The 17577-nt window shown below is 41.2% G+C and carries 16 protein-coding genes; 11 read left to right on the plus strand and 5 right to left on the minus strand.

The window, feature by feature from the left end:
* Window positions 1–9: 9 nt before the first annotated feature.
* The 7 genes from rnpA to proB all read left to right on the plus strand — a co-directional run bounded on the left by rnpA (window position 10) and on the right by proB (window position 5827).
* Window positions 10–309 (plus strand): ribonuclease P protein component, encoded by a 300-nt coding sequence (gene rnpA / locus FCU45_RS11220; RefSeq protein WP_246032296.1) that lies wholly within the window; start codon window positions 10–12, stop codon window positions 307–309.
* Window positions 302–637: a membrane protein insertion efficiency factor YidD gene (yidD, locus tag FCU45_RS11225; RefSeq protein WP_137015341.1), complete on the plus strand. Its 336-nt coding sequence runs from the start codon at window positions 302–304 to the stop codon at window positions 635–637. Before rnpA ends, yidD begins: the two co-directional genes overlap by 8 nt.
* Entirely contained in the window at window positions 631–2256 is a 1626-nt protein-coding gene (gene yidC, locus FCU45_RS11230; protein ID WP_170175865.1) for a membrane protein insertase YidC, read from the plus strand. Before yidD ends, yidC begins: the two co-directional genes overlap by 7 nt.
* The gene (locus FCU45_RS11235; RefSeq protein WP_137015343.1) at window positions 2249–3133 is read left to right on the plus strand and encodes a Jag N-terminal domain-containing protein; all 885 of its coding nucleotides are present in this window, start codon (window positions 2249–2251) and stop codon (window positions 3131–3133) included. Before yidC ends, FCU45_RS11235 begins: the two co-directional genes overlap by 8 nt.
* A 3-nt stretch (window positions 3134–3136) precedes the next feature.
* Window positions 3137–4477, plus strand: coding sequence for a tRNA uridine-5-carboxymethylaminomethyl(34) synthesis GTPase MnmE (mnmE, locus tag FCU45_RS11240; protein WP_137015345.1), 1341 nt, complete (start codon window positions 3137–3139; stop codon window positions 4475–4477).
* Window positions 4478–4876 carry a Holliday junction resolvase RuvX gene (gene ruvX / locus FCU45_RS11245; RefSeq protein WP_137015347.1) on the plus strand — a complete coding sequence of 133 codons (399 nt, stop codon included), beginning with the start codon at window positions 4478–4480 and terminating at the stop codon, window positions 4874–4876.
* Between the two features lie 186 nt (window positions 4877–5062).
* Window positions 5063–5827, plus strand: coding sequence for a glutamate 5-kinase (proB, locus tag FCU45_RS11250; RefSeq protein WP_137015349.1), 765 nt, complete (start codon window positions 5063–5065; stop codon window positions 5825–5827).
* A gap of 15 nt (window positions 5828–5842) precedes the next feature.
* On the opposite strand, the gene FCU45_RS11255 is transcribed toward proB, so the two are convergent.
* Window positions 5843–6343 carry a MarR family winged helix-turn-helix transcriptional regulator gene (locus FCU45_RS11255; protein WP_137015351.1) on the minus strand — a complete coding sequence of 167 codons (501 nt, stop codon included), beginning with the start codon at window positions 6341–6343 and terminating at the stop codon, window positions 5843–5845.
* A gap of 92 nt (window positions 6344–6435) precedes the next feature.
* Between FCU45_RS11255 and FCU45_RS11260 the strand changes: the two genes are divergently transcribed.
* From FCU45_RS11260 to FCU45_RS11270, 3 genes are read left to right on the plus strand one after another with little or no spacing between them, the layout of a single operon-like run.
* A complete protein-coding gene (locus FCU45_RS11260; RefSeq protein ID WP_137015353.1) occupies window positions 6436–7665 on the plus strand; it encodes a TolC family protein in 1230 nt (409 codons plus the stop codon).
* A complete protein-coding gene (locus FCU45_RS11265; protein ID WP_137015355.1) occupies window positions 7666–8766 on the plus strand; it encodes an efflux RND transporter periplasmic adaptor subunit in 1101 nt (366 codons plus the stop codon). It begins immediately after the preceding gene.
* Window position 8767: 1 nt separating this feature from the next.
* Window positions 8768–11872, plus strand: a complete 3105-nt coding sequence (locus FCU45_RS11270; protein ID WP_137015357.1) for an efflux RND transporter permease subunit — start codon at window positions 8768–8770, stop codon at window positions 11870–11872.
* Between the two features lie 11 nt (window positions 11873–11883).
* Here FCU45_RS11270 and FCU45_RS11275 read toward each other — a convergent pair whose 3' ends face one another.
* Window positions 11884–12504 (minus strand): hypothetical protein, encoded by a 621-nt coding sequence (locus FCU45_RS11275; protein ID WP_137015359.1) that lies wholly within the window; start codon window positions 12502–12504, stop codon window positions 11884–11886.
* A gap of 107 nt (window positions 12505–12611) precedes the next feature.
* On the opposite strand from FCU45_RS11275, the gene ilvC reads away from it, so the two are divergent.
* Window positions 12612–13634, plus strand: a complete 1023-nt coding sequence (ilvC, locus tag FCU45_RS11280; RefSeq protein ID WP_137015361.1) for a ketol-acid reductoisomerase — start codon at window positions 12612–12614, stop codon at window positions 13632–13634.
* A 180-nt stretch (window positions 13635–13814) separates the two neighbouring features.
* Here the strand turns inward: ilvC and holA are convergent, their stop codons facing one another.
* Genes holA through FCU45_RS11295 form a run of 3 tightly spaced genes read right to left on the minus strand, consistent with a single transcriptional unit; the run spans window position 13815 to window position 17532 of the window.
* Window positions 13815–14777, minus strand: coding sequence for a DNA polymerase III subunit delta (gene holA / locus FCU45_RS11285; protein WP_137015363.1), 963 nt, complete (start codon window positions 14775–14777; stop codon window positions 13815–13817).
* Between the two features lie 2 nt (window positions 14778–14779).
* Complete coding sequence (locus tag FCU45_RS11290) at window positions 14780–16735, minus strand: RNB domain-containing ribonuclease (protein ID WP_137015365.1); 1956 nt, start codon at window positions 16733–16735, stop codon at window positions 14780–14782.
* Complete coding sequence (locus FCU45_RS11295) at window positions 16735–17532, minus strand: HDOD domain-containing protein (RefSeq protein ID WP_137015367.1); 798 nt, start codon at window positions 17530–17532, stop codon at window positions 16735–16737. The genes FCU45_RS11290 and FCU45_RS11295 overlap by 1 nt, the downstream gene beginning before the upstream one ends.
* Window positions 17533–17577 lie beyond the last annotated feature (45 nt).

The following is a 17577-nucleotide window of genomic DNA, read 5'->3' on the forward strand; positions in this document are numbered from 1 at the left end:
TTTCAGTATATATATAGAAAAGGAAAAGATGCACACTCTGATAGTGTAGTGCTGTTTTTTCTTCCCGCTAATGAGATTCATAAAGTGGGTTTTACGGCGACCAAAAAAATAGGCAACGCCGTAAAAAGAAATAGAGCAAAAAGAAGACTTAGAGCTCTCTTTCGTGAATTCTCACCAACTCTCAAAGACGGCACATATATTTTTGTAGCCAAACAATCAATCAATGAAGTCACACACCAAAAACTCAAAAATGATTTTCAAAAGATCTTAAATCGTTTAAATACGATAAAGAAAGAGCCTAATGATTAGGAAGTTTTTACTTAAATTTTTGTGGCTTTATCAAAAGTTTTTTACGCTTATCGGATACGGCAGTTGCAGATATTACCCATCTTGCAGTGAATATGCAAGAATCAACTTCGAAAATAACTCCATTTCAAGTGCTTTTTACCACACTTTTACTAGAATACTGCGTTGTAATCAATTCTTTGATGGCGGTATCGAGTACCCTGTACTTGACAAACTCTCATTAAAGCCCACAAACATAGGGGTTGATTCTATAAAATATTGGTTGGTTCCAAATAAAAAAAACCGCTTTTATATTATAAAAAATTTTTCATTTAAGGGTAAAATGTGTTAGACAAAATGACACCAAATCAAAGATTAACGATAGCGGTAGTGCTCTCGATCCTGTTCTTCGTAGCGTATACGCTTATATTTCCACCCGAGGAGATAGAAGCTGCAAAAAATACTCAGACAGATGCTCAAAGTATAGAAAAAACTCAAGGTTCATCAACACTCCAGCCACAAGCTGTAAAAGTAGAAGATGTAGTAAGTCATGAGATCTCAACTGATGAGAAGATGGCTGTAAATGATATGAGCACTTTAGTTACCGTAACAAGTAATAACTTCGTAATGAAGCTAGATACACTGGGGCGTATCTCTTCAAAAGTGCTGCTTCAAGACAAGTACAATGACAAAGACGATAAGCATGCACAGCTTATTGCAGATGCAGGACCAAAACCGCTTTTTATCAGATTTTTGGAACCAAACTTAAATGATGAAGCATCGAAGGTTCCTTATAAGACGTCAGTCTCAGAGCTCTCTTTAAAAGATGGTTCACAAAAGGTTACGTTAACTCAGGAGCTACCTAGCCTAACAGTTACAAAAGAGATCCTCTTTTTTGCAGACGGGCATTACGATGTAAAGATATCTCTCTCTGATGACAAGAGATATTTTGTATATCTAGGACAGAGACCGCGTATTACTGAGCAGATGATGACGGTATCAGGAGCAATGGTCTATACTGATGATGAGCTGGTAACGATCATAGAAGATGGCGACGCTGCAGGAAGAAAAACATTTACCGGTGTTGAGCTGATCTCTGCGTTTGATCAATACTCTGCGACAATTATGTACGGATTTGCAAAAGATACGAACATAATCGTAGAGAGAGACAGAAATGATGATCCGGTCATCTACTTTGAAGCACTTCAAAATATGACTTTTAGCGGGTATGTAGGGCAAAAAGAGTATAAAACACTTCATAATATTGATCCTGTTTTGACAAACGCAATTGAGTATGGATGGTTCACGTTCGCATCAAAGCCGCTCTTTCAGCTTCTCTCATGGTTGCATGGTATTTTTGGCAACTGGGGCTGGTCGATTGTTGCACTTACAATTATCATTAGAACGATCCTATATCCTTTAACATACAAGGGTATGGTCTCTATGCAGAAGATGAAGGATCTCTCTCCTCACATCAAAGAGCTTCAGAAAAAGTACAAAGGTGATCCACAGCGTATGAATGCTGCAGTTATGGACACATATAAAAAGCATGGAGCAAATCCACTTGGCGGTTGTCTGCCGATGCTATTGCAGATCCCTGTATTTTTCGCGATATACCGCGTACTTCTAAATGCGGTTGAGCTTCAGGGCGCAGAGTGGGCGTTGTGGATAGATGACCTATCTAGAATGGATTCTACATTTATCCTTCCTATATTGATGGGTGCTTCAATGTACTATCAGCAGAAACTTACACCTAATAATTTTACTGATCCTATGCAGGAGAAGATATTTAAGTTCCTGCCTATAATATTTACGTTCTTCTTTTTAACGTTCCCGTCAGGATTGGTTCTTTACTGGTTTGTTAACAACCTCTTCTCTATTGCACAGCAGTTTATTGTAAATCAGCAGTTTAAAAATGCTAAAGAGGCAGAGATCGCAGCGCATAAGCATGTGGAGAAAAAAGATGATTAAGATAGAGTCAACGACTCTAGAGCAGGCTTGCAAGGATGCTGCAGCTGCTTTAGAGTGTTCGGCAAGCGAGCTTATGATTGAGATCGTACAGAGTCCCAGCAGTGGATTTATGGGGCTTTTTAAAAAGAGTGCGATAATTGTTGCCGCTAAGAAAAAGCAAGAGAGCAAAGAGCACGAGACAAAGGTCGCAAAAAAAGAGAAACCTGAATTTAAGCCAAAAGAGAAAAAAACACAAAATATAGAGCCAAAAAAAGAGAGCAAAAAACCTTCACACAACATAATCAACGATACCATTATGCCTGAGTCATTCGTCAGTATGCAAGAAGATGACGACTACGATATGGAAGATATCAACTATACAGCCGATTACGAAGAGGATGAAGAAGAGAAGCAAGAGAGCAGCTCTAGAGCGGTTAGCGCATATGAAGTCGCTAAAAAAGTACAAAAAGAGATAAACGAGCTCTTTGGTTTTATCTGCTTTAAAATAGAGAAGATAGAAGTAAGCGCATACGATGAAGAGACTCTTCTTGTCGAGTTCAAAGGCGAAGATGCCGCGCTTCTTATAGGCAAAGAGGGCTACAGATATAAAGCACTCTCATATATGATATTTAACTGGATAAATACTAAGTACCAGCTGCAGCTTCGTTTAGAGATAGCAGAGTTTTTAAAAAACCAAGAGGAGTCGGTGGCGAGATACCTGAGCGCGGTTTATGAGAATGTAGATAGAGACGGCAGAGCGCAGACTAAAATACTTGACGGTGTTTTGATCCAGATCGCACTTAAAGAGCTTAGAGAAAAGTATCCTAACAAATATGTTGCAGTTCGCTCCACTCGTGAGGGACTAAAATTTATTATTATAAACGATTACCACAACTAAGAGATGAGTGAAGATACCATAAGTGCCATTGCGACAGCAAACGGCATAGGCTCTATCGCAATAATCCGCATAAGCGGGGATAGAGCTTTGAGTATTGCTAAAAAGCTCACCCGCAGAGAAGATTTTTCCCCAAGATACGCAACACTCTCAAACATCTACGACCAAAACGGCGAGCTTATCGATGAGTCTATACTCATCTACTTCAAAGCCCCTTTCTCTTTTACCGCTGAAGATGTGGTTGAAATTCAGTGTCATGGCGGTTTTATAGTTGCGCAAAGCATACTTAAGGCTACCATCGCCCATGGAGCCAGACTTGCAACTGCCGGCGAGTTTTCTAAAAGAGCCTTCTTTAACGGCAGGATTGATTTAAGCGAAGCCGAAGCAATCGCACAGCTCATAGAAGCAAAAAGCGAAGACGCGGCAAAAATATTGGCTCGTCAGATGAAGGGTTCGCTCAAAGAGTACATTGAGAAAATCCGTGATGAGATTATACATATACTTGCCTACTCCGAAGTAAGCATAGACTATGCAGAGGAGGATTTGCCTGAGGATTTGGTAGTCCAAATTGAGGCAAAACTTAAAGAACTCAAACGTTCACTCTCCTCAACTCTTCTTGCAAGCAGGGCAAGAGAGGGACTTATGCAGGGGTTTAAAGTAGCAATCATCGGCAAGCCAAACGTCGGCAAAAGCTCACTCCTAAATGCGTTGCTTAGTTACAACCGTGCGATTGTAAGCGATATCGCGGGAACGACAAGAGATACAATAGAAGAGCAGGTTAAAATAGGCACACACCTTATCCGTATAGTAGATACGGCTGGTATTCGCGAAGCAGGTGATGAGATAGAGCGCATAGGAATAGAGCGTTCACTTGAAGCCATAAAAGAGAGCGATATCGTAGTTGCTCTCTTTGATGCCTCAAGAGAAGCCGATGCAGAGGATAAGATGATAATCTCGCTTGTTAAGTCACATGCAAAAGCCAAAGATGTTTTGTATGTCAAAAACAAGGTGGATTTAGAGCCGAAGTTCGAGACTTTGGATATAGCGTTTGACATGGAGCTTAACACAAAAGAGAGCGTTGATGAGTTGATTCAATCTCTTGAAGATATTATGAACAGGGCAAATTCATCCGATGAGATGATGCTTATATCGCAAAGACAGATATCTGCAGTGGAGAACACTCTTAAAAACATTGACGAAGCGTTTGAACCGCTTAATGATCAGGAGCTTGAAATATTCTCGTTTCATCTAAATGAAGCTGTAAAAGAGATGGCATCTATAACAAGACCTTTTGAGAATGATGAGATGCTTGATAAGATGTTTGGCTCTTTTTGTCTAGGAAAATAATTGAAATATATTGCTATAGACTTGGGCTTAAAAAGAATAGGTCTGGCGTATAGCGCGCATAAAGATCTGGTAACTCCGCTCAAAGCCGTTGAGCGAAAAAACAGAGACCAAGCCGCAAGAGATGTAAAAAAAGTTCTTGACGAGTGGGAAGCGGATGCGGTCGTTGTCGGCATACCGATGGGCGGAAGCAGCGAGGATGAGATGAGACGCCGCGTCGCACACTTTATGAACCTACTCGATTTCAAAGGCGAGATATTTTACCAAGATGAGAGCAACTCATCAAAAGAAGCAGAAGCGATGATGAGGGGCGAGATAAAGCAGATACGCGACGGACGCATCGACTCTATCTCCGCTATGATAATTTTGCAGCGGTTTTTGGCAAAAATTAAAAGTGTATAATATTACACTCCCCCCCTCGTTTGTGCGGTCTCCATGGGAATGCATATAAAGTCAAAATAGACAAAATTATAAACTCCCACACAGGAGCTAGCGAGAGACAAAGAGGAGAATCTCTTTTTGCTTCGGAGTTTAAGAGTAGGAACTATACACATGTTATAATGGGTATTACACATAAAGGAATTTTATATGAAACGTATCGTTGTTAAAGTTGGTAGTAGCGTCTTAATTGAGGATGGCAGAATTGCAAATGAGAGAATGTTAAACCTTGTCTCTCTTATTGTAGAGTTGCGAAAAAAGCATGAAGTTATTTTAGTCACATCCGGAGCTGTCGCAGCCGGGTATACCGCAGTCCAACTAAATAAACTCGTACCAACAAGCAAAAAAGTGTTGGCTTCATTGGGACAGCCTATTCTTATGAGTTCATATAAGAATCTGTTTGATATTTTTGATGTTACGATATCCCAGATACTTATGACAGAAGATGATTTCAACTCAAAACCCCATACAGAAATTTTTCAAGAGATCATAGAGAGAACATTTAAAAATGACATATTGGCTATTGTCAACGAAAATGATATCTCAACGACACCGGAGCAGCTTTTTGGGGACAATGACCAGCTCTCAGCCCATATAACATACTATGCAATAGCAGATCTGCTTGTGATACTGAGTGATATCGACGGTTATTACGACTCAAACCCAAAAGATAATCCAAAAGCAAAAATACGAAAGTATGTAAACGTGTTAAGCAAAGAGGAGTTAGACCAAGAGTTCACACCAAATTCTAAATTTGCATCAGGCGGTATCGTGACAAAGCTAAAGGCGGCTAAATATATAATGGAAAACGATCTGGAAATGTTCTTATGTAATGGCTTTGATCTAACATCAGCGAGAAGTTACCTGCTTAATGATGTTCATGAAAAAGGCACGCTCTTTACGACTAAAAAGTAAAAGTGAAATGGAGGGCTATTTCACACTGTTTATATTCAAGAGTACTTTTTTTAACAAAGAGGAGAAGAGCACTCTCTCTTCTTCGCTAAAAGCTTCAAAATATTTACTGCACTCTTTTGAGATCTCGCCCAAAGAGTTCAGTACAATATCTTCACCGCTTTGCGTAAGGCAGACAAGCATACATCTCTTGTCGTTTTCATCCTCTTTTCTGTAAATAAAACCTTTAGACTCAAGCTTTTTTAAAACCTTGGTCATACCGCCCGATGAGAAGATGGTCAGGTCGTAAAGCTGTGTCGGAGAGAGTATTTTTCCGTGTGTAAAGAGCGAGGCTAAAACATCGACTTCGGAGTTTAGGAGATCAAACTTCTCTTTTAAAAAACTCTCTGCATGTGTAAAGATTGTCTTTTGGATGAGTGCTATTGGAAAGGTCATTAAAAAAACTTCAGGAAGCTCCCCGCCGCTTACTTTGCCGTAAAAATTAGTTATAAGATCCGTATGCACTCTATTTTTTTTCATGGCAGAATTATAGCCAAAAATATATCTTTCTGGCAAGACATATTTAAGAGTTTATGTGATACCATTTCGCATTATTAGATAAAGGAGAGTAAGTGAGATTTTTATTTCCTATGCTCTACATCCCGATTTTTCTATACTCATATACGCTTGATGAGCTTATAGAGTTATCGCATAAAAACAGGGTTGTCGAGTCTGCTACGCATTCACTTGGTGCAAAAGAGAAAGCTTATGAGAGCTCCAAGAGTTCGTACCTGCCGACATTAGAGCTTGGTGCAACATATCAAAACGTTTATGAAGAGACTGCTGCATTGGCGGAAAATTCACTAAGAGTCCAAGCTAGTTTGAAGTACACGCTTTATGACGGCGGTAAAAAAGGGAGTCTTTATAGCCAGTTAGAATCAAGCATAGATGCTAGCAAACAAAATGTAGAGGCTACTAAAAATAACATATCTCTTGATGTGGCAAGGCTCTACTTTGGGTACCTCTCGCTAGAATCCGACAAAGATGCTACAAACCAAGAGATAGAACAGCTAAAGGCGGAGTTTAAACGACTCGACCTCTTTTACAAATCAGGCTCTGCGACAAAAGATGAGGTTGCAAAGATTGACTCCAGACTTAAAAACTCAATGGTTATGCTAAACGAGATAGAGCTGGAATCACAGAGGATACTGCACACTCTTGAGTACTACACGACACAAAAGATCCAAAAGATAGATGATGGCTCAGTAGTCACACTAAATGAGCAGGAGAGAGTTGCTAGAGCCGATATTGAATCACTTGAGTATGAAGCACTCTCTGTTTTGCATGAAGCCGAGACAAAAAAGAGCGAGAATCTGCCAAAGGTCTATTTTGACAATACGCTGAGTTACAGCGACTACTATTTTGAGGACAAGAGCCTAGAGGGCAGTTTCTTGGTAGATACTCAAAATATAGCTATGCTAAACGTCACTTGGAACGTCTTTGACTTTGGCGCAAGAAGCAAAAATTATGAATCAAAATATTATGAGTATCTTAGTAAAAAGTCCACGCTTGAGCATGAGAAGCATAGAGCAGATGTTGAGTATAGATTTGCAAAAAAGGCGCTTGAAATTGCAAAACTAAAAGTTGACGCAACCAAAGCAACGCTGGATGCAGCATCTTCTACTTATGAGCTTGTAAAGTTTAAGTACCAAAACGGAACTATAGATAATGTAGCGTATCTCGAATCAATGAGCGAGAAGTATGATGCCGCTAGAGGTTATGAAAGAGCGCTTTTGGATCTGGAAGTGAAAAAAGCGGAGCTGATCTACTACAGCGGAAAAGATGTAAAGGAGTTTTTATAGATGAAAAATTTAGTATTGTCGCTTGTGGCGGTCTCACTGCTGTTTGTGGGGTGTAGTGATGAAGAGGGTGCTGTTTCAAGCCAGCCGCAGATGGCACAGATGCCGCCGCTGAGCGTAAAAGCCCAAGTCGTAAAATATGAGAAGGTTGATTTTACCAAAAGTTACTCGGCAGTTTTAAAACCCTTCAAAGAGGTTGAGATCGTTGCTAGAATAAACGGAGTTTTAGAAAAAGAGAACTTTATAGAGGGCTCGTTTGTCAAAGAGGGCGATGTCATCTATGAGATACAAAAAGGGGAGTACAAAGCTGCGCTCGATGAGACAAAAGCGACACTCCTAAAAGCAGAAGCGAACTTTAACAAAGCTTCAAAAGATTGGAGCAGAGCCGAGTATCTATTTAAAAACAGCGCGATAAGCGAGCAGCAAAGAGATGAGCTTTTATATGCTTATGATAATGCAAAAGCTGAAGTGCAAAAGGCGGAAGCAGCAGTTGCAAACGCAGAGCTGAAATATAGCTATACGACCATAAAAGCACCGATAAGCGGTGTAATAGGCATAAGCAGTAGTGATGAGGGAAGTTACATAAACGTAGATGCTCCAAGTGCAAATCTCACGACCATAACATCATTGGATTCTATATATGCAGAGTTCTCCGTGCCTAGCAGCGATGTTTACAAGTACTCTTCACAAATAAAAAACTCCGTACCCGTATCTCTTGTGCTAGGTTCAAAAACATACAGCGGCAGAGTTGATTATGTGGCTCCAAAGCTTGATATGCAGACCGATACACTTGGGCTTAGAGCAGTTTTTAAAAATCCAAACAGAGAGCTTGTGGTAGGCTCTTACGTTGAGGTCGGAATGGATGGGTTTAGTTATGACAATGTCGTGAAGATCCCGCAAAATGCCCTGATAAAAACTCCAGAAGCGGTAATGGTATATGTTGCCAAAGATGGCGTGGTATCTATGCGCCCGGTTGAGGTTTTACAGGTAATGGACGGTGTTGCACTGATCTCTAAGGGACTTAGTGAGCAAGAGAGCGTTGTCGTGAGCAATATTGCAAAGCTGAGACCAAACTCAAAAGTGGCTATCATGGACGGTAAATAAGATGTTTTCTGCTTTTTTTATAAAAAGACCCATATTCGCATCCGTAATAGCGATAATCATCGTTCTTGCGGGAACGATCTCTATGATGGGACTTCCGGTAGGTGAATATCCAAGGGTCGTTCCGCCGCAGATCGTTGTCTCTACTTCATATCAGGGTGCAAGTGCAGATACTATCTCAAAAACAGTTGCATCACCTCTGGAACAGGAGATAAACGGAGCAAAAGATATGCTCTATATGAGCTCCCTCTCTGCAGACAACGGCGTTCTTAGCATAAATGTTTTTTTTGAGGTAGGTACAAATCCTGATGATGCAAAAATAGACGTAAACAACCGTGTACAGGCGGCTCTCTCAAGGCTTCCCGAGCAGGTTCAAAGACAGGGCGTCAGAGTTGCAGAAAAATCGCCAGATATGCTTCAGGTTATAATTCTGCACTCTCCAAAGCAGACAAAAGATGTGACATTTCTTTCAAACTACGCTCTTATGAACATAGTCGATGATCTAAAGAGGGTCAAAGGGGTTGGAGACGTAACGATCTTTGGTGCAAAAGATTACTCCATGAGAGTCTGGATAGACCCTCTAAAGCTCAAAAAATACTCTCTTACCGTAAATGATCTTATCTTGGCCATCAGAGAGCAAAATGAGCAGTACGCCGCAGGTAAGCTCTCGGCAGAGCCGGTCTCCGGGAGCGAGATGTTCACCTATACGCTTGAGACACAGGAGCGTTTTAGTGACCCGTCGGAGTTCTCGGATATCATCATAAAAGCAAATGAGGACGGAAGCTCTCTAAAGCTTAAAGATGTGGCTTCTGTGGAGCTTGGCTCCCAAAGCTATGCGATGAAAAACAAGCTAAATAACTCGCCTGCCGTTCCTGTCGCCGTATTTTTGCAAAGTGGTGCAAATGCGATAGAGACGGCAAAAAACATAAGAGAGGTGATAGCTTCGATCAGTGAGAATTTTGAAGAGGATGTAGAGTATGAGATACCCTATGACATTACGGAGTTTGTCGAGCTCTCTATAAACGAGGTTATAAAGACCTTTATAGAGGCGATCATTCTTGTCGTTCTTATCATCTACCTGTTTTTGCAAAGCTGGAGAGCTACGCTGATACCTATTTTAGCCGTTCCTGTATCGATAATAGGTGCTTTTGTCGGTATGTATATTTTGGGTTTTAGTATCAACTTGCTTACGCTCTTTGGGCTTGTTTTGGCGATCGGTATAGTGGTGGATGATGCCATTATCGTTATTGAGAATGTCGAGAGGCATATAAAAGAGGGGCTCTCACCTACGGAGGCTTCGCTTGTTGCCATGAAAGAGGTCTCAGGCGCGCTTGTAGCCATCGTGCTGGTTCTCTCTGCCGTCTTTATTCCGGTCGCGTTTTTGGGAGGGCTAAGCGGTGAGATGTACAGACAGTTTGCAGTTACCATCGTCATCTCATTGGCAATATCAGGTTTTGTGGCACTTACTCTTACACCTGCGCTTTGTGCGCTTATGCTAAAGCCGACACATCAAGAGCCGAAATATTTCTTCAAATGGTTCAACAACTTTTTTGAGTTCGCTACAAGAGGCTACTCAAAAACTTTAAAGCTGACCATAAGATATGCATTTTTAAGTATGATTCTCTTTGGAGGACTTATCTACATAACATACGATATGTTCAACTCTCTAAAGACGGGGCTTGTCCCGACAGAGGATAAGGGAACGGTGTTTGTATTTAGCTACAACCCTCCTGGCTCTGCGCTGAGCAGAACGGATGCGCTTACTTCAGAGGTCTATGATATTGTCTCAAAAGATAAAGAGAGCATAAAGAACATAGTCCAGTTTGCGGGAATAGACTTTGTAACATTCTCTCTAAGAACAAACTCTGCCGCTACTATTTTGAAGCTTCAGCCTTGGGATGAGAGGACAGAGCCGCATCAGCATGCCGTACATATCGCATCGCAGATGGGTAAAAAACTCTCTGCTACGAGTGACGGTTTCTCTTTTGGTGTCGTGCCTCCTCCAATCCGTGGAATGGGGATAGCAGGCGGTTTTGAACTATATGTTCAGGATAGAACCGGCTCAGATATTAAAGAGCTGCAGAAGTATGTAAACGAGATCATAAAAAAAGGGAACGAGAGAGCCGAACTCGCAGGTGTTAGAAGTACGCTCAATACGAATGTCCCGAAGTATAAAGTGATTGTGGACAGTGCAAAGGTAAAAGCAAAAGGAGTCGGCATAGATGACGTTTACCAGACTCTAAATGCGACCTTTGGAACCTTTTACGTAAACGACTTTAATCTCTTTGGCAGAACCTATATGGTAAATATGCAAGCGGATGAGTCCTTTAGAAAATCTCCCGAAGATCTGAGCAAGATATATGTCAGAAACGACAAAGGCGAGATGCTTCCGCTTAGCTCGTTCGTTGAGCTAAAACAGATAGTAAGTGCTGACCTGGTGGAGAGGTTCAACCTCTTTAGTGCGGCCAAAATTTCAGGACAGCCTGCCCTTGGATACAGCTCGGGCGATGCTTTACAAGCCATAGAGGAGGTTGCAAACGAGGTCCTTCCTCAGGGATATACCATCAGCTGGATAGGAACCGCATATCAGGAGAAGCAGATAAGCAGTGCCGGAAGTATGGCGTTTATATTCGGGATAATATTTTTGTACCTGATATTGGCGGCGCAGTATGAGAGATGGCTGATGCCTGTCTCAGTTATCTTGGCGGTTCCTTTTGGGGTGTTTGGGGCAGTTGTTGCAAACCATATAAGAGGTCTTGAAAATGACATCTACTTCCAGATAGGCATCCTTGTTCTAGCGGGACTCTCTGCTAAAAATGCGATCCTTATCGTAGAGTTTGCTATGCAAAAAAGAGAGCAGGGCATGGAGCTTGTAGAAGCCGTATTGGAGGCGGCAAAGATTCGTCTGCGTCCAATTATTATGACCTCTCTTGCATTTACGCTCGGAGTTATTCCTCTCGCAATCAGCAGCGGAGCAGGAGCGGCGAGCAGACACTCGATCGGTACTGGAGTTGTGGGAGGAATGTTGGCAGCAACTTTCTTGGCGATCATATTTATTCCGCTCTTTTATGTTCTTGTCTCAAAATTCGGAAAGAAAAAGAGCAGTTAAAATTTTAGAAGCTAAAGAGCCTTAAAAAACTCTGCAGCTTCAAGCTCATCATCATTCAGACTCTCTTTTGCAAAATCCTCATCTTCTTCGATCAGTCTCTTTACCTCTTTTTGGCAGTATTCAAAAAGAGTCTCTGCCGCATGTTTTTTCTCTGAAATAAAACCAAGACCGCTGAACTGGTAAGGGTCCTCCTGCTCTATGCAGATGAGGGTGCCTTCGCATTTCTCTTCAAGAAGCTCGACAAGTGTTCTGTAGTTGATGTTGAACTCGGCGGCATGCCACCCGATATCCTCCATCTCTTTTGTACTGAACTCATCTACGCCGTCACCCGTAGTATCGTCGTAAGTAGCTCTTGGAGTGTTAAAGCCAATGATCTCCTGCCAGTTTGAAAAAGCTTTGATGAGAACTCTGCTTCCATCCTCTACAACCTGATATTTTCTGCCAAGAGCCTCACAAAGAGCGGCTTTTGTGTCGGGAATGCCTATGTAGATGAGGATGTCATCTGTCGTAAATGGCTCATGGCAAATCTTGCCGCCAATATCTATGCCAAAAGTTTTTTGTGTATCTATCGCAACTTGCAGACTATTTTTATCAACTGTAATAATTTCTTTAAAAAGATTAAACTTTTTCATAAATATTCCTCTGTTTTTGCTGACATTATAAAAGTTTTTGCTTTATTCTAGTATAATGCCAAAAAAATTTTAAGCGTTTAAGCTTAATATAATATCAAGGAAAACAAATGGCATTAAATGTTTACTACGACAAAGATTGTAATATCGAACTGATCAAAAGCAAAAAAGTTGCTATGATAGGATTTGGTTCTCAAGGTCACGCACATGCGGAAAACTTAAGAGACAGCGGTGTTGAAGTAGTTGTTGGTCTAAGAAAAGGCGGTTCTTCATGGGCTAAAGCTGAAGCTAAAAACTTCAAAGTTATGACAGTTGGTGAAGCTTCTGCTTACGCTGATGTTGTAATGATCCTTCTACCGGATGAGAACCAAGCAGAGATCTACAAAAACGAGATCGAGCCAAACCTAAAGCAGGGTGCAACTATCGCATTTGGACACGGATTTAACATCCACTACGGAAGAATTCACCCAAGAGCAGACATTAACGTTACTATGATCGCTCCAAAAGCTCCCGGTCATACTGTTCGTTCAGAGTTTGTAAGAGGCGGCGGTATTCCAGATCTTATCGCTATCGGTCAAAACCCAAGCGGTACAACTAAAGAGTTGGCACTTTCATACGCTTCTGCAATCGGCGGCGGTAGAACAGCTATCATCGAGACGACTTTCAAAGATGAGACTGAGACTGACCTTTTCGGAGAGCAGGCTGTTCTTTGTGGCGGTGCAGCATCACTTGTTCAAGCAGGTTTTGAGACTTTGACTGAAGCTGGATACGCTCCTGAACTTGCATACTTCGAGTGTCTTCATGAGCTAAAGCTTATCGTTGACTTGATGTTTGAGGGCGGGATCGCAGATATGAGATACTCGATCTCAAACACAGCAGAGTATGGTGACTACGTTTCAGGCAAGCGTGTTATCAATGCAGAGAGTAAAGCTGCTATGAAAGAGATCTTAAAAGAGATCCAAGACGGTAGATTTGCAAAAGACTTTATCCTTGAGGGTCAAGCAGGTTACCCAAGAATGAACGCTGAGCGTACAAATGCAAGAGCTTCTTTAATTGAGCAGACAGGTGTTAAATTAAGAACTATGATGCCGTGGATATCTAAAAACAAAATAGTAGACACAACTAAAAACTAATCTTTTTGCTAATTGCACTTCATCTTTAAATGATGAGTGCTCTCAGCTACTTCAGTAGCCTCCTTTACTCAAACATTTAAATCTAAAGCACACTAAACAAAAATCTTTAGTTTTTAAGCTTCCTCGTTATGCGCCTTGAAACTCCATCACTCTTTTAGTTTTTAAAATATTTTAAAAAATTTACAATAACTGTTGAGCTCTTAAAAGCGTTGAGAGCAAAATAGCCCCTTTATCAACGTGAGAGCTCTTCATCTTCAGTTCGCTATCAAGCAGTAGTTCGTGAAGTTTATAGTAGGTTTGTGGTTTTATTTTTATCGACATTGCTGCTTTTGCATCTACGACAAATTTAGGGGCAGGGTATCCGAGTATCTCTAGGGCATTTGGAGCACCGTTTATGCGAATGTAGATGTGAAACATGTATAGTTGGGTCATGTAGGAGGTTATGGCTGTTAGTATCCTTATCTCATCCTCTCCGTGATCGAGCATACTCTCAAGGTCTGTTTTAAAATCTTTTTTATTAAGTATCTTGTTTATAAAACTCTCTATATTTACTTCTGCCAGACCGAAGACAAGATTGTCAACATCTTTTGTAGTTATGGCTCTGTCATAAACTTTTAGCTTATCTATCTCATTGCATGCAAGGGCTACATCCCAGTTATGTATGGCGAGAAGATGGCTGATAGACTGGTTGTCGATATTGACGTTTTTTTCACGAGCCACCTGAGATAGTGTAAATATGGACTCGCCCTGATTTGGGTGGAAGAAACGCACACACATTGTCTTTGTTTTTGCAGGAGCTTTTGTATAGCTTTTATGGTCATCGCCGTAGTAGGCGTAGACAAATATATTTTCCTGGTTCTTTTCGCAATACTCTATCAGCGTCTCAAGCTCTTTTTTTGGAATCTTCTTTTCGCTCTTTATTATTAGAACATTTTGGTCGCCAAAAAGAGAAGCTTGTGAAAGATGGGCTTTTGCGGAGGCAAAATTATACTCGTCATGGTAAAACTTTGCAACGGAAGCATCTGGAATGTTTGTGAGGATCTGAGTATATCTGTCTATTAAAAATGTGCTCTCTCCAAAAAGTATAAAACTGTTTGCAAGAGTGTTTTGTTGTATATGTTTATCGAGTTCGCTTTTATACACGCTTAGATATCTCTCTCTACTCTCTCGACAACGCTTGCGTAGATTTTTCCTTTGGCAATATCCGCTTTGTCGATCCTTACTTTGACATCTTCAAAGAGCTGAGCATCAAGTCCATGGTTGATAAGAAATCTGGCACCCTGAATCTCATCATGAAGCTCTGCTTTTAGATACGGGTCTGTAGATGTGATTCTCGCCTTAAAGACGCCGCCGATATTCTCATTTGCCCAGCGGGTGAACTTTCTTGCCATAAACTCATTCTCGATCGTTGACGCCTCTCTCTCTTTTTCGCTCACGCTCATACAGAGTGACTCTATGTTTCTAAGAACGTAAGAGCTCTCCTCTTTATCGCCTCTTGCAATGGCTTTTAAGAGTCTGTGAACGATAAGGTCCGAGTATCTTCTAATAGGTGAAGTAAAGTGCGTATACTCATCAAATCCAAGCCCGAAGTGTCCTACATTAAAAGGTGCATATCTAGCCTGCATCTGAGACTGGATGATAAGTGTATCTACCTCGCTTACAAGACCCATCTCGCTTGCTTGATTTTGTATTTCGGTAATAGTGTCTTTGATAGATTTTTTAATATCAACATACATACCGATCCCTGCAAGTTCTTGATAGAGATTTTGCAGTTTCGCTTGAGTCGGCGGCTCATGTATACGGAATATCCCTTTTTTAAACCTCTTTGCAGCCTCTTTGTTCGCAAGAAGCATACAGTCCTCTATAAGAGCGTGTGAAGGGGTCTCTTGGGCGTAGGTTGTATGTGTGATGTTTGAGTTCTCATCTATAAACATCTCAAGTTCGTTGGAGCGAAAATTGTAACCTACCTCCAATCTTTTCTCTTTGAGTCTGTCCGTTATCACTTTTAGCTTTGAGATGTACTCAAATATCTCTTTTTCAGAGTCGTTTTGAGCTTCAAGTCTTCCCTCTAAGAAGTCGTCGATCTCTTCATAGTTAAATCTTCTCTGCGAGTGGATTAGTGCCTCGTAAACTTTTGATCTCTCTACTTCAAGCGAATCAAGATTCAGTTTTATTTCAAAAACATAAGCGAGTCTGTCGACATGCGGCTGCAAAGAACATAGTGTTTCACTCAGCTGACGTGGGAGCATCGGGATTGAGCGGTGAGGAAGATAGATAGAGAAACTTCTGTAGATCGCCTCATTGTCTATTGCGCCAAAAGGGGTCACATATTCGCTGACATCCGCAATTGCAACATAGAGAGTAGTCTTTTTGTCATCCCAGTATATCGCGTCGTCAAAATCTTTTGCGGTTACGGGGTCGATCGTACAAAAGGCAAGCTCTCTTATATCTGCTCTTGAAGAGTATTTTGAGGCGTCTACCTCTTTAAAAGATGAGGCAAGCTCCAGTACTTCGGGCTCAAATTCGTCATGTTTGTTAAACTGTGCGAGGACAATTTTCTCATCAACAAGAGGGTTGTTTATGTTGCCAAGACGCTCCATAATGGTAAAGTCCTGATTGTTGATCTTAAATACGTCGCCATGTTCGTACCCATCTAGTTCCTCTTGCGTCATCTCCACGCCCGTTGGGTACTCGGTCTTTAAATCAACAAGAGATTTTCTGCCATCTTTGGAGATGATGTATGCGACGCTGTAGCTCTGCGCTCTTCCTACTATCTCGACAACTTTTGCAGCGGGAGCGCCTCTTTTACCGAGGAGTCTCTGAACTATGACCAGATCACCCTCTCTAGCGTTTGCCAGATCACCTTCGCCCACGAACATATCACGTACGTACTCGCCTATGACATGAAGGTATGCAGTTTCATTCTGGATCAAACCCAGTGTTCCCGCACGATATTTTGAGTTAAACTTGTAAATGTCATCTTTTTTTGTGATGTAGCCTTTGGCAAGATAGTTGTTTATATACTCTCTCTCATCTGCAACAATATCCTGCTCGCTAAGAGCGTTTGTGAGTTTTATAAGGAGTGATTTAATATCAAACATTACAGATTTTGCAACGCTCTATCGAAGCTCTCCATATCAAGAGAGTATTTCTCTATTAGCTCTTTTGCTGCAGCTATACTCTCATCTGTAACAGAGCCGTTGAGCTCAACTACCGTGCGTACTACATGCAGGATCTCGGCAGGTTTTTTGATCTCATCTTTCGCATCTTGGGGATTTAGACAGTGGCGGATAGTGTCAACAAGCCCCGATTCAAATCTCCAGTGTTCAAATATTTTAGCACTTACTTCGGGTGTATCTACTCCTGTTACTTCTCTCTCTGCTTCTTCAAGTGTAGCAGAGCTCTTAAGCGCCTCTTTGAACTTCTCCTGCGTATTATCTGCCATGATTTGCTGAGCAATTAAAACCTTGCCGATCTCGACTAGAAACGCTGCAGGAGAGAGTATCCCCAAAAGTTTAGAATCTTTTTTAAGGCACCAAGAGGTCGTAAGGGCATGCTGTTTCTTAGATAACATTGAGAATGTGTCATTGTCTATGCCGTAAACTGAGAGGTCAAGATCAAAACTCTTTTTTACGATGCTTGCAAGGGCAAAACCTCTTACGGTTCCCATGCCAAAGAGTCCTACTGCTTGATTTATGGCATTGATCTCACGGCTAAATCCATACAGAGGAGAGTTGGCCGCTTTTAAAATATCTGCCGTTAAAAGAGGATCTTTTTCCAGTATTTTGACCATATCGTTAAAGGTGCTTTCAGGGTCTTGATAAACGGATTCAATTTGCATAACTGATTCGGGAAGCGGAGGTAGTTGTTTGATTTTTTTGAGTATCTCTTCAGTCATTTAATTCTCTCTTTTTATCGAATATTAATTTAGGGTAGATGATAC

The organism is Sulfurimonas crateris (assembly GCF_005217605.1).
Taxonomy (GTDB): Bacteria; Campylobacterota; Campylobacteria; order Campylobacterales; family Sulfurimonadaceae; genus Sulfurimonas; species Sulfurimonas crateris.

What these genes read in the sequence shown, in the direction of transcription:
- yidD (WP_137015341.1), top strand. Translation starts at nt 302, where the DNA reads ATGATTAGGAAGTTTTTACTTAAATTTTTGTGGCTTTATCAAAAGTTT.
- FCU45_RS11235 (WP_137015343.1), top strand. Translation starts at nt 2,249, where the DNA reads ATGATTAAGATAGAGTCAACGACTCTAGAGCAGGCTTGCAAGGATGCT.
- mnmE (WP_137015345.1), top strand. Translation starts at nt 3,137, where the DNA reads ATGAGTGAAGATACCATAAGTGCCATTGCGACAGCAAACGGCATAGGC.
- proB (WP_137015349.1), top strand. Translation starts at nt 5,063, where the DNA reads ATGAAACGTATCGTTGTTAAAGTTGGTAGTAGCGTCTTAATTGAGGAT.
- FCU45_RS11255 (WP_137015351.1), bottom strand. Translation starts at nt 6,343, where the DNA reads ATGAAAAAAAATAGAGTGCATACGGATCTTATAACTAATTTTTACGGC.
- FCU45_RS11265 (WP_137015355.1), top strand. Translation starts at nt 7,666, where the DNA reads ATGAAAAATTTAGTATTGTCGCTTGTGGCGGTCTCACTGCTGTTTGTG.
- FCU45_RS11270 (WP_137015357.1), top strand. Translation starts at nt 8,768, where the DNA reads ATGTTTTCTGCTTTTTTTATAAAAAGACCCATATTCGCATCCGTAATA.
- FCU45_RS11275 (WP_137015359.1), bottom strand. Translation starts at nt 12,504, where the DNA reads ATGAAAAAGTTTAATCTTTTTAAAGAAATTATTACAGTTGATAAAAAT.
- ilvC (WP_137015361.1), top strand. Translation starts at nt 12,612, where the DNA reads ATGGCATTAAATGTTTACTACGACAAAGATTGTAATATCGAACTGATC.
- FCU45_RS11290 (WP_137015365.1), bottom strand. Translation starts at nt 16,735, where the DNA reads ATGTTTGATATTAAATCACTCCTTATAAAACTCACAAACGCTCTTAGC.
- FCU45_RS11295 (WP_137015367.1), bottom strand. Translation starts at nt 17,532, where the DNA reads ATGACTGAAGAGATACTCAAAAAAATCAAACAACTACCTCCGCTTCCC.